The 15,940-nt window shown below is 59.6% G+C and carries 14 protein-coding genes; 5 read left to right on the forward strand and 9 right to left on the reverse strand.

From position 1 onward, the window contains the following. Positions 1–221: 221 nt before the first annotated feature. Together AC1D2Q_RS18980 and AC1D2Q_RS18985 are read left to right on the forward strand one after the other, a co-directional pair. The gene (locus tag AC1D2Q_RS18980) at positions 222–434 is read left to right on the forward strand and encodes a cold-shock protein (RefSeq protein WP_028939048.1); all 213 of its coding nucleotides are present in this window, start codon (positions 222–224) and stop codon (positions 432–434) included. An 85-nt stretch (positions 435–519) separates the two neighbouring features. After that, positions 520–774: a hypothetical protein gene (locus tag AC1D2Q_RS18985; RefSeq protein ID WP_032830934.1), complete on the forward strand. Its 255-nt coding sequence runs from the start codon at positions 520–522 to the stop codon at positions 772–774. A 162-nt stretch (positions 775–936) separates the two neighbouring features. On the opposite strand, the gene fdhA is transcribed toward AC1D2Q_RS18985, so the two are convergent. The 8 genes from fdhA to AC1D2Q_RS19025 form a co-directional block, all read right to left on the reverse strand. Beyond that, a complete protein-coding gene (gene fdhA / locus AC1D2Q_RS18990; protein ID WP_018928800.1) occupies positions 937–2,136 on the reverse strand; it encodes a formaldehyde dehydrogenase, glutathione-independent in 1,200 nt (399 codons plus the stop codon). 139 nt (positions 2,137–2,275) lie between these two features. Continuing rightward, positions 2,276–3,133 carry a formyltetrahydrofolate deformylase gene (purU, locus tag AC1D2Q_RS18995; RefSeq protein ID WP_477814177.1) on the reverse strand — a complete coding sequence of 286 codons (858 nt, stop codon included), beginning with the start codon at positions 3,131–3,133 and terminating at the stop codon, positions 2,276–2,278. 135 nt (positions 3,134–3,268) lie between these two features. Next, positions 3,269–3,901 (reverse strand): sarcosine oxidase subunit gamma, encoded by a 633-nt coding sequence (locus tag AC1D2Q_RS19000; protein ID WP_305410345.1) that lies wholly within the window; start codon positions 3,899–3,901, stop codon positions 3,269–3,271. Positions 3,902–3,958: 57 nt separating this feature from the next. After that, positions 3,959–6,976, reverse strand: coding sequence for a sarcosine oxidase subunit alpha (locus AC1D2Q_RS19005; RefSeq protein WP_477814178.1), 3,018 nt, complete (start codon positions 6,974–6,976; stop codon positions 3,959–3,961). After that, on the reverse strand, positions 6,973–7,302 hold the full coding sequence (locus tag AC1D2Q_RS19010) for a sarcosine oxidase subunit delta (protein ID WP_007907563.1): 330 nt from the start codon (positions 7,300–7,302) through the stop codon (positions 6,973–6,975). The genes AC1D2Q_RS19005 and AC1D2Q_RS19010 overlap by 4 nt, the downstream gene beginning before the upstream one ends. Before the next feature lie 14 nt (positions 7,303–7,316). Further along, positions 7,317–8,567 carry a sarcosine oxidase subunit beta gene (locus AC1D2Q_RS19015; protein ID WP_007936415.1) on the reverse strand — a complete coding sequence of 417 codons (1,251 nt, stop codon included), beginning with the start codon at positions 8,565–8,567 and terminating at the stop codon, positions 7,317–7,319. 23 nt (positions 8,568–8,590) lie between these two features. Then, a complete protein-coding gene (gene glyA / locus AC1D2Q_RS19020) occupies positions 8,591–9,844 on the reverse strand; it encodes a serine hydroxymethyltransferase (protein WP_477814179.1) in 1,254 nt (417 codons plus the stop codon). Positions 9,845–10,100: 256 nt separating this feature from the next. Then, the gene (locus tag AC1D2Q_RS19025; RefSeq protein ID WP_477814180.1) at positions 10,101–10,817 is read right to left on the reverse strand and encodes a TraX family protein; all 717 of its coding nucleotides are present in this window, start codon (positions 10,815–10,817) and stop codon (positions 10,101–10,103) included. Between the two features lie 127 nt (positions 10,818–10,944). On the opposite strand from AC1D2Q_RS19025, the gene AC1D2Q_RS19030 reads away from it, so the two are divergent. Together AC1D2Q_RS19030 and AC1D2Q_RS19035 are read left to right on the forward strand one after the other, a co-directional pair. Next, positions 10,945–11,985 carry a threonine aldolase family protein gene (locus AC1D2Q_RS19030; protein ID WP_018928794.1) on the forward strand — a complete coding sequence of 347 codons (1,041 nt, stop codon included), beginning with the start codon at positions 10,945–10,947 and terminating at the stop codon, positions 11,983–11,985. 224 nt (positions 11,986–12,209) lie between these two features. After that, on the forward strand, positions 12,210–13,034 hold the full coding sequence (locus AC1D2Q_RS19035; RefSeq protein WP_477814181.1) for an SDR family oxidoreductase: 825 nt from the start codon (positions 12,210–12,212) through the stop codon (positions 13,032–13,034). A 128-nt stretch (positions 13,035–13,162) separates the two neighbouring features. Here AC1D2Q_RS19035 and gbcB read toward each other — a convergent pair whose 3' ends face one another. Continuing rightward, entirely contained in the window at positions 13,163–14,263 is a 1,101-nt protein-coding gene (gbcB, locus tag AC1D2Q_RS19040; RefSeq protein ID WP_477814182.1) for a glycine-betaine demethylase subunit GbcB, read from the reverse strand. A 295-nt stretch (positions 14,264–14,558) separates the two neighbouring features. On the opposite strand from gbcB, the gene gbcA reads away from it, so the two are divergent. After that, positions 14,559–15,851 (forward strand): glycine-betaine demethylase subunit GbcA, encoded by a 1,293-nt coding sequence (gene gbcA, locus AC1D2Q_RS19045; RefSeq protein ID WP_477814183.1) that lies wholly within the window; start codon positions 14,559–14,561, stop codon positions 15,849–15,851. The last annotated feature ends 89 nt before the right edge of the window (positions 15,852–15,940 follow it).

A 15,940-nucleotide genomic window follows, 5' to 3' on the forward strand; every position in this document is an offset into this window, starting at 1 on the left:
CTCTGGAACGGAGCGCCAAAATAGCAATGGAATACTTCGGCTTGTTCGCAGCTATAAAAAAGCTTTCATTTACATCCAACCGATATAAAAAACTGTCAGTTCTGACAGTTGCTGCTTCCGTCCAGCATAATTAAGCTGAATTCGTAACAACAGCAATTGTGAGTAAATCAGTAAAAAGCAGCTCACATTTCTTCGTTTTCGCTTAGGTAGGAAGCATCAACATGTCTGACAGAGAAAAGGGTAAAGTTAAATGGTTCAATGATGAAAAGGGCTTTGGATTCATTACACCAGATAGTGGTGCCGCAGACCTTTTTGTGCATTTCAAAGCAATTCAAAGCGATGGTTTTAAATCCCTGAAAGAGGGTCAGACAGTCTCTTTTGTAGCAACAAAAGGGCAGAAAGGAATGCAGGCCGAGCAAGTGCAACCAGAGTAAAAAAACACCGTTCTGTGTATGAGCATCCAATAAGGCCTGCGCTGTATAGCCGTATGCGCAGGCTATTTTTAAGGGGGTCGCAGTGATGGAGAAACTACTAGAACAATTTGGCAACTTGGTTATGAACGACTCTACGTCGCTGCCATCGAAAAGCTTGGAAAATATAGATTCGGACATTCAGCCGATTATTTTTTGCATCAACCCAGGCGACTATCATCCGAAGGTCGGCGATAAGGTAACGTATGATGTCGTCCAAGGTGACAACGGACAGCTCTACGCAATCAACATTACAATTGTCGGCCACGAATACACCAACAAACCACTGCCCCTCGACAGCTAGCCCACACATTTCCTTTCTAACCTGCAGCACCTGTTTTTATTTAATCCGGGCAATATAGTTATATCGACTCTATTACAACTTCTCACCAAGCGTTAAGAACCCCATAGAAGAATAAAAAAGGGCGACATCACTGTCGCCCTTTTTTCCGTCTTGCTCCAAGCCTTACGCCGCACTAAACAACTTATGCGGATCGATCACAAACTTCTTCGGCACGCCCGCGTCGAACTCGCCGTAACCCCGTGGCGCGTCATCCAGGCTGATGACTTCCACACCCACGATTTCGGCAATCTTGATGCGGTCCCACATGATCGCCTGCATCAGCTGGCGGTTGTACTTCATCACTGGCGTCTGGCCGGTGTGGAAGCTGTGGGATTTGGCCCAGCCCAGGCCGAAGCGAATGCTCAGGCTGCCCATTTTCGCGGCGGCGTCCACTGCACCCGGATCTTCGGTGACGTACAGGCCAGGAATACCGATTTTGCCAGCGACGCGAACCACGCCCATCAGCGAGTTGAGTACGGTGGCCGGAGCCTCGTGCTTCACGCCGGCATGACCGTGACCGCGAGCTTCGAAGCCTACGGCATCGACGGCGCAGTCCACTTCCGGTTCGCCCAACAGTGCAGCGATTTGTTCGTGCAGTGGGGTGTCCGTCGACAGGTCGGCGATTTCGAAACCCTGTGCCTTGGCGTGGGCCAGGCGGATCGGATTGACATCACCGATGATCACCACCGCAGCACCCAGCAGGCGAGCGGAAGCGGCAGCTGCCAGGCCAACCGGGCCGGCGCCGGCGATGTACACGGTGCTGCCAGGGCCAACGCCGGCAGTCACTGCGCCATGGTAACCGGTGGGCAGGATGTCGGAGAGGCAGGTCAGGTCACGGATTTTTTCCATGGCCCGGTCGCGATCTGGAAGTTTCAGCAGGTTGAAGTCGGCATACGGCACAAACGCGTATTCGGCTTGGCCACCGGTCCAGTCACCCATGTCGACGTAACCATAGGCACCGCCCGGACGCGCCGGGTTAACGCTCAGGCAGACGCCAGTATGTTGCTCTTTGCACGAACGGCAACGGCCACAGGCAACGTTGAAAGGAACCGACACCAAGTCGCCGATCTGCAGGTTCTCGACACCGCTGCCCTTCTCGATCACTTCACCCGTGATCTCGTGGCCCAGCACCAGACCGGTCTGAGCGGTGGTACGCCCGCGCACCATGTGCTGATCGGAACCACAGATGTTGGTGGAAACTACGCGCAGGATGACACCGTGCTCGATCTTCCTGCCACGCGGGTCCTGCATTTTGGGATAGTCGATTTTCTGTACTTCGACCTTGCCAGCGCCGAGATACACCACACCACGATTACCAGACATGCTTTCACCTCGCTGTTGTTTTTATGTAGCGGTCGCGTCGCCAGGAAGCGGCGGCGCGTTGATTGCTCGGTAAATCAAAAGATCGCAGCCTTCCGGCAGCTCCTACAGAGACAGGCGATCTTTTCAGGCAGTAAAAACGCTAGAGAACAACTGTCCTGTTAGCGTTAAGGAACACGCGTCTTTCAATGTGATAACCCACGGCCCGCGCCAGGGTCAGCCCTTCGATATCCCGCCCCTTGGCGATCAAGTCTTCGGGATAGTGGCTGTGATCCACCGCTTCCACGCCCTGGGCGATGATCGGACCTTCATCCAAATCGTTGTTGATGTAATGCGCCGTGGCGCCGACCAGCTTCACGCCTTTGTTGTAGGCCTGGTGATACGGCTTGGCGCCCTTGAAGCCCGGCAGCAGGGAGTGGTGAATGTTGATTGCCTTGCCATCGAGTTTGCGGCACAGCTCTGGCGACAGAACCTGCATATAGCGGGCAAGGATCACCAGCTCGGCGCCGGCCTCTTCGATCACCTGCCAGACCTGGCGCTCTTGCGATGGTTTGTCGTTGGGGTCCAGCGGAAAGTGGTGGTACGGAATCTGGTGCCAGTCGGCCAACGGCTTGAGGTCCGGGTGGTTGGAGACCACCGCGACCACGTCCATCGACAACTGGCCGATGCGCTGGCGGTAGAGCAAGTCGTTGAGGCAGTGATCGGCCTTGGAGACCATGATCACCACTTTCGGCCGGTAGTTCGGCGGAGTCAGTTCGAAGACCATGCCGAAGGCGTCACCACGCTCTGCCAAACCGGCGCGGAACGCTTGTTCGTCGAAACCGTCGGGTTGCCGAAATTCCACGCGAATGAAGAAACGACCCGAGAGCCGGTCATCGAAGGAATGGTGCTCGGTGACGTAGCAGCCCTGCTCGAACAGAAAGCGGGTCACCGCATCCACGGTGCCGAGGACGCTGGGGCAGTCGGCGGTCAGAATCCATGTGTCTGGGGCGCGGCTCATAGTGCGGTGACTCCTGTAGCGAAACTGATCGTTCCCACGCTCTGCGTGGGAACGCCGCCATGGACGCTCTGCGTCCGCTTTGGGACGCGGAGCGTCCCGGGATGCATTCCCACGCAGAGCGTGGGAACGATCATGTCAGGCCTGAACGCTAAGCCCGTACTCAGCCGACGCATCCTGCAACCACAACCACCAGTAATCCGAGAAGCTGCGGCGAATCAGCAGTTCCCAAGTGTCTTCGGCGGTATGGCGGATCACCAGTTGCGACTTGGCGAACACCGTGCCAACAGCCTTGCCCACCGGGAAGTTGTTGGGGTGCACGTCGTAGCTGGTGGACTTCATCAGCACCTGACGCACGTTCGGGCCGCTGAGTTCGAGGATCTGCTGGCCACCGCTGACGTTGACGATCTGGATGTGCAGGTCGCCCAGTGCTTCACGGAGTTTTTTCTCGGCGGCGAATTCTTCACCGGTCGGCACGATCAGCAGCCATTCATCCGGCCCCATCCATTGCAGGCTGGTTTCGCCTTTGATGATCACGGTCAGCGCACCTGGCAATTCGATGCCGAGGGCCTTGTGCACGCCAGCGGCGAACGCGGCGTCGTGGCCATCGCCACGGATGGTCAGGTGACCGAGGAGTTTTTTCTCACGCACGATCACGCCGGCGTTCTTGCGACCCTTGCCCACCAGGCTGGCGAGGTCGGCATGATGCAGCGACGACTCGGCCTTGGCCCCGGTGGTTGGGCGTTGTTGGTAAACATTGGCTGCGGTCATAAAGCACCTGTCCTGAATTCTTTGTCGCCCCCCGCGCCTGGCGCGGGGGGTGATCGATTACACGTTCTGGCGATCGCCTTTCGGATCGAAGAACACCGAAGAAACGATTTCCGCCTCGATCACGCTGCCGTCGGCCAGCGGTGCGAACACCCGCTCACCCATGCGCTTCAAGCCGCCCTTGACCACGCCCATGGCAAACGAATAGCCCAGGGAGTTGTGCAGGTAACTGGAAGTCACGTGACCCACCATGGTCATCGGGATGGCTTGCTTGGTGTTGAACACCAGTTGCGCACCTTCCGGCAGCCATTTGGTCGGATCGATCGGCTTCAGGCCAACCAGCTGTTTGCGCTGATCACGTACACAGTCTTCGCGGTTCATGCCACGCCAGCCGATCCACGAGAACGGTTTGGTGCGACCGACACACCAGCCCATGTTCAGGTCGTCCGGGGTCATCGAGCTGTCAGTGTCCTGACCGACGATGATGAAGCCCTTCTCGGCCCGCAGCACGTGCATGGTTTCAGTGCCATATGGCGTCAGGTTGTACTTCTTGCCAGCATCAACAATTTTTTCCAGCACGCCCATCGCATAGTCGGCCTGCACGTTGACTTCGTACGACAGCTCACCGGTAAACGAAATCCGGAAAATCCGCGCCGGCACGCCACCGACCAGGGCTTCTTTCCAGGTCATGAACGGGAAGGCATCGTTGCTCAGGTCGGCATCGGTGACTTCGCTGAGCAGCTTGCGGCTGTTCGGCCCGGACAGGGTCATGGTTGCCCAGTGATCCGTCACGGAAGTGAAGTACACCTTCAGGTCTGGCCATTCGGTCTGGTGGTAGATTTCCAGCCATTGCAGCACGCGCGCAGCGCCGCCGGTGGTGGTGGTCATCACGAAATGGTTGTCGGCCAGGCATGCAGTCACGCCGTCGTCGAACACCATGCCGTCTTCTTTGCACATCAGGCCGTAGCGCGCCTTGCCCACGTCGAGCTTGGTCCAGGCATTGGTGTAGATGCGGTTGAGGAACTCGCGGGAGTCCGGGCCCTGGATGTCGATCTTGCCCAGGGTCGAAGCGTCCAGCAGGCCGACGCTGTCGCGCACGGCTTTGCATTCGCGTTTAACCGCGGCATGCAGGTCTTCACCGTTTTTCGGGAAGTACCAAGGACGTTTCCACTGACCGACGTCTTCAAATTCGGCGCCGTTCTTCACGTGCCAGTGATGCAGCGCGGTGAAGCGCACCGGCTCGAAGATGTGCCCACAGTGACGACCGGCCACGGCGCCGAAAGTCACCGGCGTGTAGTTCGGACGGAACATGGTGGTGCCCATCTGCGGGATGGTCACGTTCAGCGAACGGGCGGCAATGGCCAGGCCGTTGACGTTGCCGAGCTTGCCCTGATCGGTGCCGAAGCCCAGTGCGGTGTAGCGCTTGACGTGCTCGACCGATTCGAAGCCTTCGCGGGTCGCCAGTTCGATGGCGGCCGCGGTGACGTCGTTCTGCAGGTCGACGAATTGCTTCGGCGCACGGGCAGTGGCTTTCTCGTGAGGCACCTGGAACAGCGCCAGCGTTGGCTCTTCCAGACGGCTCAGGGCTTTGGGCAGTACGCCTTCGACCTTGCCGAAACCGGCTTCGCTGGCAGCGCGAGCACCGCCTTCAAAACCATCGGCCAACGAATCGCCGAGGCTGTAGACGCCATTGATGCCACCGACGCACACGCGTTTCTGCGGTGCTTCGCCCGGTACGAAACCGAGGATGTCTTCACGCCAGATCGGCTTGCCACCCAGGTGCGAAGCCAAGTGAACCACTGGGCTGTAACCGCCGGAACTGGCGACCAGGTCGCAATCGAGCCATTCGCCCGGGCTGGTCACGGTGTGTGCTTTTACATCAATCGCTGCAACGCGAGCGGCGGTCACGTGCTTGCTGCCACGGGCCTCGATCACGGCGCTGCCGGTCAGGATGCGAATGCCTTTGGCACGAGCCTCTTCCACCAGCGCACCGCGAGGGTTGCTGCGGGCATCGGCGATGGCCACCACTTGCAGGCTGGCGTCGAGCCAGTCCAGGGCAACGCGGTAGGCGTGGTCGTTGTTGGTCGACAGCACCAGTTTCTTGCCCGGTGCCACGCCGTAGCGACGTACGTAAGTCGACACAGCGCCGGCGAGCATGTTGCCCGGCACGTCGTTGTTGCCGTAAACCAGTGGACGCTCGTGAGCGCCGGTGGCCAGCACCACGCGCTTGGCGCGAACCCGGTGGATGCGCTGACGCACCTGGCCGATCGGGGCGCGGTCGCCGAGGTGATCGGTGAGGCGCTCGTGAATGGTCAGGAAGTTATGGTCGTGGTAACCGTTGACCGTGGCGCGCGGCAACAGCAGCACGTCGGGGGTGTTTTTCAGCTCGGCGATGACGCTGGCAACCCACTCGGTGGCAGGCTTGCCGTCGAGGCTTTCGCGGGAATCGAGCAGGCTGCCGCCGAACTCTTCCTGCTCATCGGCCAGGATCACACGGGCACCGCTGCGGGCAGCCGCCAGTGCAGCCGCCAGACCCGCAGGGCCAGCGCCGACGATCAGCACGTCGCAGTGCTGGTTCATGTAGTCGTAGGTGTCCGGATCGTTCTCGGTCGGCGAACGGCCAAGACCTGCTGCCTTACGAATGTACTTCTCGTAAGTCATCCAGAACGATTGCGGGTACATGAAGGTTTTGTAGTAGAAGCCCGGTGGCATCAGCTTGCCGCCGACCTTGCCGAGAATCCCCATCATGTCGTTGTTCACGCTTGGCCAGCCGTTGGTGCTGGTGGCGACCAGGCCTTGGTACAGCGCTTGTTGCGTGGCGCGTACGTTCGGGATCTGCGTGGCTTCGGTCGCACCGATCTGCAGCACGGCGTTCGGCTCTTCGGCACCGGCGGCGAAGATGCCGCGTGGGCGCGAATACTTGAAGCTGCGGCCGACGATATCGACACCGTTGGCCAGCAAGGCGGCGGCCAGGGAGTCGCCTTCAAAGCCTTTGTAGACCTGGCCGTTGAAGGTGAAGCTCAGCACTTTGTTGCGGTCGATGCGTCCGCCGTTGGACAGGCGATTGATCTGGCTCATACCTTCTCTCCCAGAGCCGTGGCGGCCGCTTTCGGGCTGTCGGTCTTGTCGGTGAACTGCGGCTTGGTGCCGATCTTGTAGGTTTCGAGAATCTCGTAGGTCACGGTGTCACGGGTCACGTTGAAGTACTGACGGCAACCGGCGACGTGATCCCACAGTTCGTGGTGCAGACCGCGAGGGTTATCGCGGAAGAACATGTAGTCGCCCCACTCCTCGTCGGTGCAGCTGTTCGGATCCAGTGGACGCGGGATGTGCGCCTGGCCGGATGCATGGAATTCCTCTTCGGAGCGCAGTTCGCCACAGTGAGGACAGAAGATATGCAACATAGGGATTTCTCCTGTTAGTGGGCGACTGCTGCAGCGCCGTGTTCGTCGATCAACGCACCGCTGTGGAAGCGGTCGATGGAGAAAGGTGCAGCCAATGGGTGCATTTCACCCTTGGCCAGGCTGGCGGCAAACACGTTGCCCGAGCCAGGTGTTGCCTTGAAGCCACCGGTGCCCCAACCGCAGTTGAAGAACATGTTCGGTACCGGAGTCTTCGAGATGATCGGGCACGCATCCGGCGTGGTGTCGACGATGCCGCCCCACTGACGGTTCATGCGTACGCGCGACAGCACCGGGAACATCTCGACGATGGCCTGGATGGTGTGCTCGATCACCGGGTACGAACCACGCTGGCCGTAGCCGTTGTAGCCGTCGATACCGGCGCCGATCACCAGGTCGCCCTTGTCGGACTGGCTGATGTAACCGTGTACGGCGTTGGACATGATCACACTGTCGATAATCGGCTTGATCGGTTCGGACACCAGCGCTTGCAGCGGGTGCGATTCGATCGGCAGACGGAAACCGGCGAGTTTGGCCATGTGCCCGGAGTTACCGGCAGTCACCACACCAACGCGCTTGGCGCCGATGAAGCCCTTGTTGGTTTCAACACCGATGCACACACCGTTTTCCTTACGGAAACCGATCACTTCGGTCTGCTGGATCAGGTCCACGCCCAAGGCGTCGGCGGCACGGGCAAAGCCCCACGCCACGGCATCGTGACGGGCCACGCCGCCGCGACGCTGGACGGTAGCGCCCATCACCGGGTAGCGGGTGTTCTTCGAGCAGTCGAGGTACGGGATCTCGTCCGCCACTTGCTTGGCATCGAGCAGTTCGCCGTCCACGCCGTTGAGGCGGTTGGCGCTGACCCGACGCTCGGAATCACGAATGTCCTGCAGGGTGTGGCACAGGTTGTAGACGCCACGCTGGGAGAACATCACGTTGTAGTTCAGGTCCTGGGACAGGCCTTCCCACAATTTCATCGCGTGTTCGTACAGGTGCGCCGACTCGTCCCACAGGTAGTTGGAACGCACGATGGTGGTGTTGCGCGCGGTGTTACCGCCGCCCAGCCAGCCTTTCTCGACCACGGCCACGTTGGTGATGCCGTGTTCCTTGGCCAGGTAGTAGGCGGTCGCCAGACCATGCCCGCCACCGCCGACGATGACCACGTCGTAGACCTTTTTCGGGGTCGGCGTGCGCCACATGCGCTGCCAGTTTTCGTGGTGGCTGAGAGAGTGCTTGAAGAGGCCGAAGCCCGAGTAGCGTTGCATAGTCATTTACTCCAAAACCGCACTCAGCGATAAACCGGGAAGTCCGCGCACAGGGCTGCCACATGCTTGGCGACATTGGCCTCGACATCGGCGTCGCCGAGGTTGTCGAGAATGTCGCAGATCCAGCCGGCCAGTTCCGTGCACTGGGCGACCTTGAAGCCGCGAGTGGTCACCGCCGGGGTACCGATACGCAGGCCGGAGGTCACGAACGGTGACTGTGGATCGTTCGGGACAGCGTTCTTGTTCACGGTGATGTGGGCGCGACCGAGTGCTGCGTCCGCCTCTTTACCGGTGAGGCCCTGACGGATCAGGCTGACCAGGAACAGGTGGTTATCGGTACCGCCGGACACTACATCGTAGCCGCGTTTGATAAATACGCCGGCCATTGCCTTGGCGTTGTCGATCACTTGTTGCTGGTAGGCCTTGAAGCCGGGCTCCAGTGCTTCCTTGAAGCACACTGCTTTACCGGCGATGACGTGCATCAACGGGCCGCCCTGGGCACCAGGGAATACTGCGGCGTTGAGCTTCTTCTCGATTTCTTCGTTGGCCTTGGCCAGGATCAGGCCACCACGTGGACCGCGCAGGGTCTTGTGGGTGGTGGTGGTCACTACGTCGGCGTAAGGCAGCGGGTTCGGGTACAGACCAGCAGCGACCAGACCGGCGACGTGAGCCATGTCGACGAACAGCAGGGCACCGACCTTGTCAGCGATCTGGCGGAAACGCGGGAAATCGAGGGTCTTGGAGTAGGCCGAGAAACCGGCGACGATCATCTTCGGCTTGCATTCGACGGCCAGACGCTCGACTTCGTCGTAATCGATCAGCCCGGTCTTGGTATCGATGCCGTACTGCACGGCGTTGTACAGCTTGCCCGAGGACGACACTTTGGCGCCGTGGGTCAGGTGACCGCCGTGGGCCAGGCTCATGCCCAGGATGGTGTCGCCGGCTTGCAACAGGGCCAGGTAAACGGCGCTGTTGGCCGAAGAACCGGAGTGCGGCTGCACGTTGGCGTAATCGGCACCGAACAATTGCTTGGCGCGTTCGATGGCCAGCGCTTCAACCTTGTCGACGTGCTCGCAGCCACCGTAGTAGCGCTTGCCTGGATAGCCTTCGGCGTATTTGTTGGTCAGGCCACTGCCTTGCGCTTGCATCACGCGCTTGCTGGTGTAGTTCTCTGACGCGATCAGCTCGATGTGATCTTCCTGGCGTTGCTCCTCGGCATTCATCGCCGCCAGCAGTGCATCGTCGTAACCCTGGATCTGGTCTTGCTTGCTGAACATCGCGTCTCTCCCAGCGGCATCTATGCGCCATTCGTCTCGGTAAGGCACTGGCGTTACGGCAGTGCCCTTTGGATGCGATGGTATGACCGGCGCAGACAGGTCAAATGCCTATGGACGCCACGCAAAGGTGCGTTTACGACATGAACCGCGGGAGCGGGGTTTTGCACGCCCCTGTAGGAGCTGCCGAAGGCTGCGATCTTTTGATTTGGCTTTTAGAAGATCAAAAGATCGCAGCCTTCGGCAGCTCCTACAGGGGTCAGGCAATGACTTGGCGTAGAGCCAGCAACAGCAGGAAATGCCCGGGATAGAGGGCGTAGGCCCAGCGGCGCATCGGTGGTGGCTGGATGCCTTGGGCATGTCGCAATAGCAGCAGGCCCGACAATGGCGCAATCAGACAAGCGGCAATACCGAGGATCGCCGCACCACTGCCGAACCAGGCAGCGGAATACAGCACTTGCCATTGATTGGCCGCCAGGCACACCAGCCCCGGCAGCAGGCTGAAATAACAGGGCCGCCGGATCACCAGCAACATCGCCAGTGGCAACAGCACGCCGAAGAAGCCGAACATCAATCGCTGCGGGAACAGTGCCGCCAGCACCAAGGCAACGACCGCCAACAGACGCGACTGAACTGGCCCGTGCTGCCAGCCACGGGCCACCAGCAACCCCATGACCAGCGTAGGCAATACATTCAAGGTGTCGTGATCAGGAATGTACATCCGATAGGGAATTTCGCTCAGGGCACTAAACAGCAACAACCAACCGAGGTAGCGCCACTGGCCATCGGTCGCCACTGTACGGACACGCGCCAGGTTCGCCGCCATCGCCAGACAGAACCACGGGAACGCCAATCTGCCCGGCACATACAACAGATCGAGGGAATAACCGACATATCGCAGGTGATYGAGCACCATGCTCAACAGCGCCAGCCACTTGAGCAGATCCAGTGCACCGTCCCTCTGCGTCATGTGCATAATTGCCCAAGGCGTTTGTATTTTTCTGACAGACTCATCCCGTGTGCTCCCCGGACGATCTTCGGTAAAGTGCACATCATCATTGACCAACGAAGCGCCACAAGCGCCTCGATCACGGAAGCCGGCCATGACCGACAAGAGCCAACAATTCGCCAGCGACAACTATTCCGGTATCTGCCCTGAAGCCTGGGCTGCCATGGAACAGGCCAACCACGGCCACCAGCGCGCTTATGGCGACGATGAGTGGACCGCACGCGCCGCGGATCAATTCCGCAAACTGTTCGAAACCGACTGCGAAGTGTTCTTCGCCTTCAACGGCACCGCGGCCAACTCCTTGGCGCTGTCGTCGCTGTGCCAGAGTTACCACAGCGTGATCTGCTCGGAAACCGCCCACGTCGAAACCGACGAATGCGGMGCGCCGGAGTTTTTCTCCAACGGTTCCAAGCTGCTCATCGCCCGCACCGAAAACGGCAAGCTGACCCCGGAATCGATCCGCGAAATCGCCCTCAAGCGCCAAGACATCCACTACCCGAAACCGCGCGTCGTGACCCTGACCCAGGCCACTGAAGTCGGCAGCGTGTACACCCCGGAAGAAATCCGCGCCATCAGCGTCACCTGCAAAGAACTGGGCCTGAACCTGCACATGGACGGTGCCCGCTTCTCCAACGCCTGCGCCTATCTGGGTTGCTCACCAGCCGACCTGACCTGGAAGGCCGGTGTCGACGTGCTGTGCTTTGGCGGTACGAAAAACGGCATGGCGGTGGGCGAAGCGATTCTGTTCTTCAACCACAAACTGGCCGAAGACTTCGACTACCGCTGCAAACAGGCCGGGCAACTGGCGTCGAAGATGCGCTTCCTCTCGGCCCCCTGGGTCGGGATTCTGGAAAACGACGCCTGGCTCAAATACGCCCGCCACGCCAACCACTGCGCGCAGCTGCTGGCCGAACTGGTGAGCGACATCCCTGGCGTGGAACTGATGTTCCCGGTGCAGGCCAACGGCGTGTTCCTGCAACTCTCGGAACCGGCCATCGCCGCACTGACCGCCAAGGGCTGGCGCTTCTACACCTTCATCGGCAACGGCGGTGCACGGTTCATGTGCTCGTGGGACACCGAAGAAGAACGCGTGCGGGAACTGGCGGCGGATATTCGGCACGTGATGACAGCCTGACTCCCTCATCAAACTGATCGTTCCCACGCTCTGCGTGGGAATGCAGCCCATGACGCTCTGCGTCGCATCAGCGGTGAGGCAGGAACGCAGAGCGTCCCAAGAGGCATTCCCACGCAGAGCGTGGGAACGATCATTTAGCGTTCGACTTCAATCCGCAAGACTTGGTCTACATTGACTGCGAGCCCTTTCGATCCGCTCGGATCACACCCATTGGGAGCGTACGCATGTCACTACAAGGCAAAACCCTGTTCATCACCGGCGCCAGTCGCGGGATCGGGCGTGAGATTGCACTGCGGGCCGCGCGGGACGGGGCCAATATCGTGATTGCGGCAAAAAGCGCCGCCCCTCACCCCAAACTGCCTGGCACCATCTTCAGTGTGGCGGCGGAAGTCGAAGCCGCGGGCGGCAAGGCGCTGGCCCTGGAGGTGGATGTGCGCGATGAAGCCATCGTGCGCCAGGCCCTGGCTGACGCCAATGAGCATTTCGGCGGCATCGACGCACTGATCAACAATGCAGGAGCGATCAAGCTGACCGGCGTGCAGCACATCGAACTCAAGCGCTTCGACCTGATGCACCAGATCAACACCCGCGCCGTGCTGCTGTGCAGCCAGGCCGCCCTGCCCTATCTGAAAAAATCCGGCGGCCACATCCTCAACCTGTCACCGCCGCTGAACCTGGCCACCAAATGGTTCGCCCAGTACAGCCCCTACACAGTGACCAAATACGGCATGAGCATGCTGACCCTGGGCATGAGCGAGGAATTCGCTGCTTACGGCATCAGCGTCAACTCCCTCTGGCCGCAGACCATGATCGCCACGGCCGCCATCGAATTTCAGCTCGGATCACGCGAGTCGTTCAAATATGCCCGCACACCCGCGATCATGGCGGATGCCGCCTACATCATTCTCGACAGCAGCGGTCGCAGCATTACCGGTCGGTTATTGATCGATGAGGAGATTTTGCGCGAACAGGGTGCAACCGAGTTTGATCACTATCGATTTGAGCCGGACAGCGACGCGCCGCTGATGCCGGATCTGTTCATTGATTGATGGATCTACACACCCTGTAGGAGCTGCCGAAGGCTGCGATCTTTTGACTTTACTTTTTAAGATCAAGATCAAAAGATCGCAGCCTTCGGTAGCTCCTACGGGAGTTATTCAGTGGCCATCTCGACCGATCAATACTCGATCCGCACGTCACCCTTCGGCACGCTGCAGCAAGACAGGATGTACCCTTCGGCTTCGTCTTCCTCGGTAATCCCGCCGTTGTGGTCCATTTCGACCTCGCCGCCCAGCTTCATCACCTTGCACGTCCCGCAGATCCCCATCCCGCAGGCTTTCGGGATCAGCAGACCCAGCTTGGCCGCCGCCGCATGCACGGTTTCGCCCGGAGCCACGCGAATGCTCTTTCCGGAGGCGGTGAATTCCACCTGGTGCAGATCCGCCGCGTCGACTTCCGGCGCGTCCGCTGCTTGTTCGGCTTGTTCCACGGCGTCGGCACGGGCTTCCGGCGGCGTCGCGCCGAAGGATTCTTCGTGATAACGCTTCATGTCGAAACCCGCCGCCTCGAGCATGCGCTTGACCGCATTCATGTACGGGGTCGGGCCGCAGCAGAAGACTTCACGCTCAAGGAAGTCTGGCGCCATCAGTTCGAGCATCTTGTGGTTCAGGTAACCGCGATAACCGGCCCACGGCTCACCCAGACCATGCTTCTCGCAGATCAGGTGCAGACTGAAGTTGTCGATCCGCGACGCCATGTGCTCCAGTTCGCGGTGGTAAATGATGTCTTTGGGCGAACGGGCGCTGTGGATAAACACCATGTCGACATTGCCGTTGGTGTCGTAGAACCAGCGGGCCATGGACATGACCGGGGTAATGCCGACACCGCCGCTGAGGTAGAGGACTTTTGGCGCGGTGAAGTCCATGGCGTTGAACAGCCCGACCGGCCCGTGCACCGCCAGCTCCTGGCCTTCATGCAGGGTGTCGTGCAGCCAGTTGGACACTTTGCCGCCCGGCACGCGCTTGATGGTCACCGAAAAGCTGTACGGCACCGACGGCGAACTGGAAATGGTGTAGGAGCGCATGATCGGCACGCCTTCGATTTCCAGCTCCAGGGTGACGAACTGCCCGGGCTTGAAGAAGAACAGGATCGGCTGGTCGGCCATAAAGCAGAAGGTGCGCACATCCCAGGTTTCCTGGATGACTTTGACACAACGGACAATGTGTCGACCATTGGCCCAGGTCTGGGTGGTTACCGGGTTCAGGAAGTTGTTGGACATGCTGATCTCCACGGCCGACTACCGGCCTTTATGTTGGCGATTCTGCGTATAGCGCAGCCCCGCCATTTACCTATCTGCGACATTCACATACTTATCGCGACCAGCCCCCAATTACCGGGGGTTGCGCGTCGGGAACAGATTGGGCCATGTCGCCCATGGATAAGGTTCCGAGCAACGCCGGCCCCACACTCGCCCCATACCAAGACATAATCTTTACACCTTGCGTAGCAACCTGAGCAGCAAACCTGATTAGCCACTTTCGCCGGCCACACAGAATGGCCTTGAGGATTAAACGATGGTCACCACTACCCTGAGCCTGGGCGATCCACTGGAACCCGCACGCAAGGCCACCGCACAGATGCTGCAAGAGCGCGAGCGTACTTTCTCGCTGCCGCAGCCGTTTTACTCTGACGAGCGGCTGTTTGATATCGACATGCAGGAAATCTTCCAGAAAGAGTGGTTGATCGCCGGCATGACCTGCGAGATCCCGACCAAGGGCAACTACCTGACCCTGCAGGTCGGCAAGAACCCGATCATCGTGATTCGCGGCGCCGATGGCGTGGTGCATGCGTTCCACAACGTCTGCCGCCATCGTGGTTCACGCCTGTGCACCAGTGAAAAAGGCAAAGTCGCCAAACTGGTCTGCCACTACCACCAGTGGACGTACGAGCTGGACGGTCGCCTGCTGTTCGCCGGCACCGAAATGGGCGCCGACTTCGACATGAAGCAGTACGGCCTCAAGCCGGTAAACGTGAAAACCGCTGGCGGTTACATCTTCATCAGCCTGGCGGAAAACCCGCCAGCCATCGACGACTTCCTGTCGACGCTCAGCCATTACATGGAACCGTACGATATGGAAAACACCAAGGTGGCGGTACAAACCACCTTGATGGAAAAAGCCAACTGGAAACTGGTGCTGGAAAACAACCGCGAGTGCTACCACTGCAACGCGTCGCACCCGGAACTGCTGAAAACCCTGCTGGAATGGGACGACGTCACCGACCCGCGTGCCGACCAGGCCTTCAAGGACCACGTAGCGGCTTCCGCTGCTGCCTGGGAAGCCGAGAAGATCCCTTACGCCCACGCCAGTTTCGGCCTGCGTAACCGTATCGTGCGCATGCCGCTGCTCAAGGGCACCGTATCGATGACCATGGACGGCAAACAAGGCTGCGCCAAACTGATGGGCCGGATCAAGAACCCGGACCTGGGCTCGATGCGCATCCTGCACCTGCCGCACTCGTGGAACCACTGCATGGGCGACCACATCATTGTGTTCACCGTGTGGCCGATCAGCGCCCAGGAAACCATGGTTACCACCAAGTGGATCGTGCACAAGGACGCGGTCGAAGGCGTGGACTATGACGTAGAGCGCATGCGCCAGGTCTGGGATGCGACCAACGACCAGGACCGTCGCCTGGCCGAAGAGAACCAGCGCGGGATCAACTCCACCGCGTACCAGCCAGGGCCTTACTCCAAGACCTATGAGTTCGGTGTGGTGAACTTTGTGGACTGGTACAGCGAGCGTCTGTTGAACAACCTGGGGGCCGAGCCTGCGCCGTACCTCAAAGGTGTGCCGGTTCAGGGTTAATCAAGATCAAAAGATCGCAGCCTGCGGTAGTTCCTACAGGGTTTTGTGTACACCTGCAGGAGCTGCCGCAGGCTGCGATCTTTTCAACG

Source organism: Pseudomonas sp. P1_A1 (assembly GCF_056406935.1).

Excerpts from the sequence above, each read along its gene's own strand:
- AC1D2Q_RS18980 (WP_028939048.1), top strand. The coding sequence starts at position 222 with ATGTCTGACAGAGAAAAGGGTAAAGTTAAATGGTTCAATGATGAAAAG.
- AC1D2Q_RS19015 (WP_007936415.1), bottom strand. The coding sequence starts at position 8,567 with ATGCAACGCTACTCGGGCTTCGGCCTCTTCAAGCACTCTCTCAGCCAC.
- fdhA (WP_018928800.1), bottom strand. The coding sequence starts at position 2,136 with ATGTCTGGTAATCGTGGTGTGGTGTATCTCGGCGCTGGCAAGGTCGAA.
- AC1D2Q_RS19010 (WP_007907563.1), bottom strand. The coding sequence starts at position 7,302 with ATGTTGCATATCTTCTGTCCTCACTGTGGCGAACTGCGCTCCGAAGAG.
- AC1D2Q_RS19035 (WP_477814181.1), top strand. The coding sequence starts at position 12,210 with ATGTCACTACAAGGCAAAACCCTGTTCATCACCGGCGCCAGTCGCGGG.
- gbcB (WP_477814182.1), bottom strand. The coding sequence starts at position 14,263 with ATGTCCAACAACTTCCTGAACCCGGTAACCACCCAGACCTGGGCCAAT.
- gbcA (WP_477814183.1), top strand. The coding sequence starts at position 14,559 with ATGGTCACCACTACCCTGAGCCTGGGCGATCCACTGGAACCCGCACGC.
- AC1D2Q_RS19000 (WP_305410345.1), bottom strand. The coding sequence starts at position 3,901 with ATGACCGCAGCCAATGTTTACCAACAACGCCCAACCACCGGGGCCAAG.
- AC1D2Q_RS18985 (WP_032830934.1), top strand. The coding sequence starts at position 520 with ATGGAGAAACTACTAGAACAATTTGGCAACTTGGTTATGAACGACTCT.
- AC1D2Q_RS19005 (WP_477814178.1), bottom strand. The coding sequence starts at position 6,976 with ATGAGCCAGATCAATCGCCTGTCCAACGGCGGACGCATCGACCGCAAC.
- purU (WP_477814177.1), bottom strand. The coding sequence starts at position 3,133 with ATGAGCCGCGCCCCAGACACATGGATTCTGACCGCCGACTGCCCCAGC.
- glyA (WP_477814179.1), bottom strand. The coding sequence starts at position 9,844 with ATGTTCAGCAAGCAAGACCAGATCCAGGGTTACGACGATGCACTGCTG.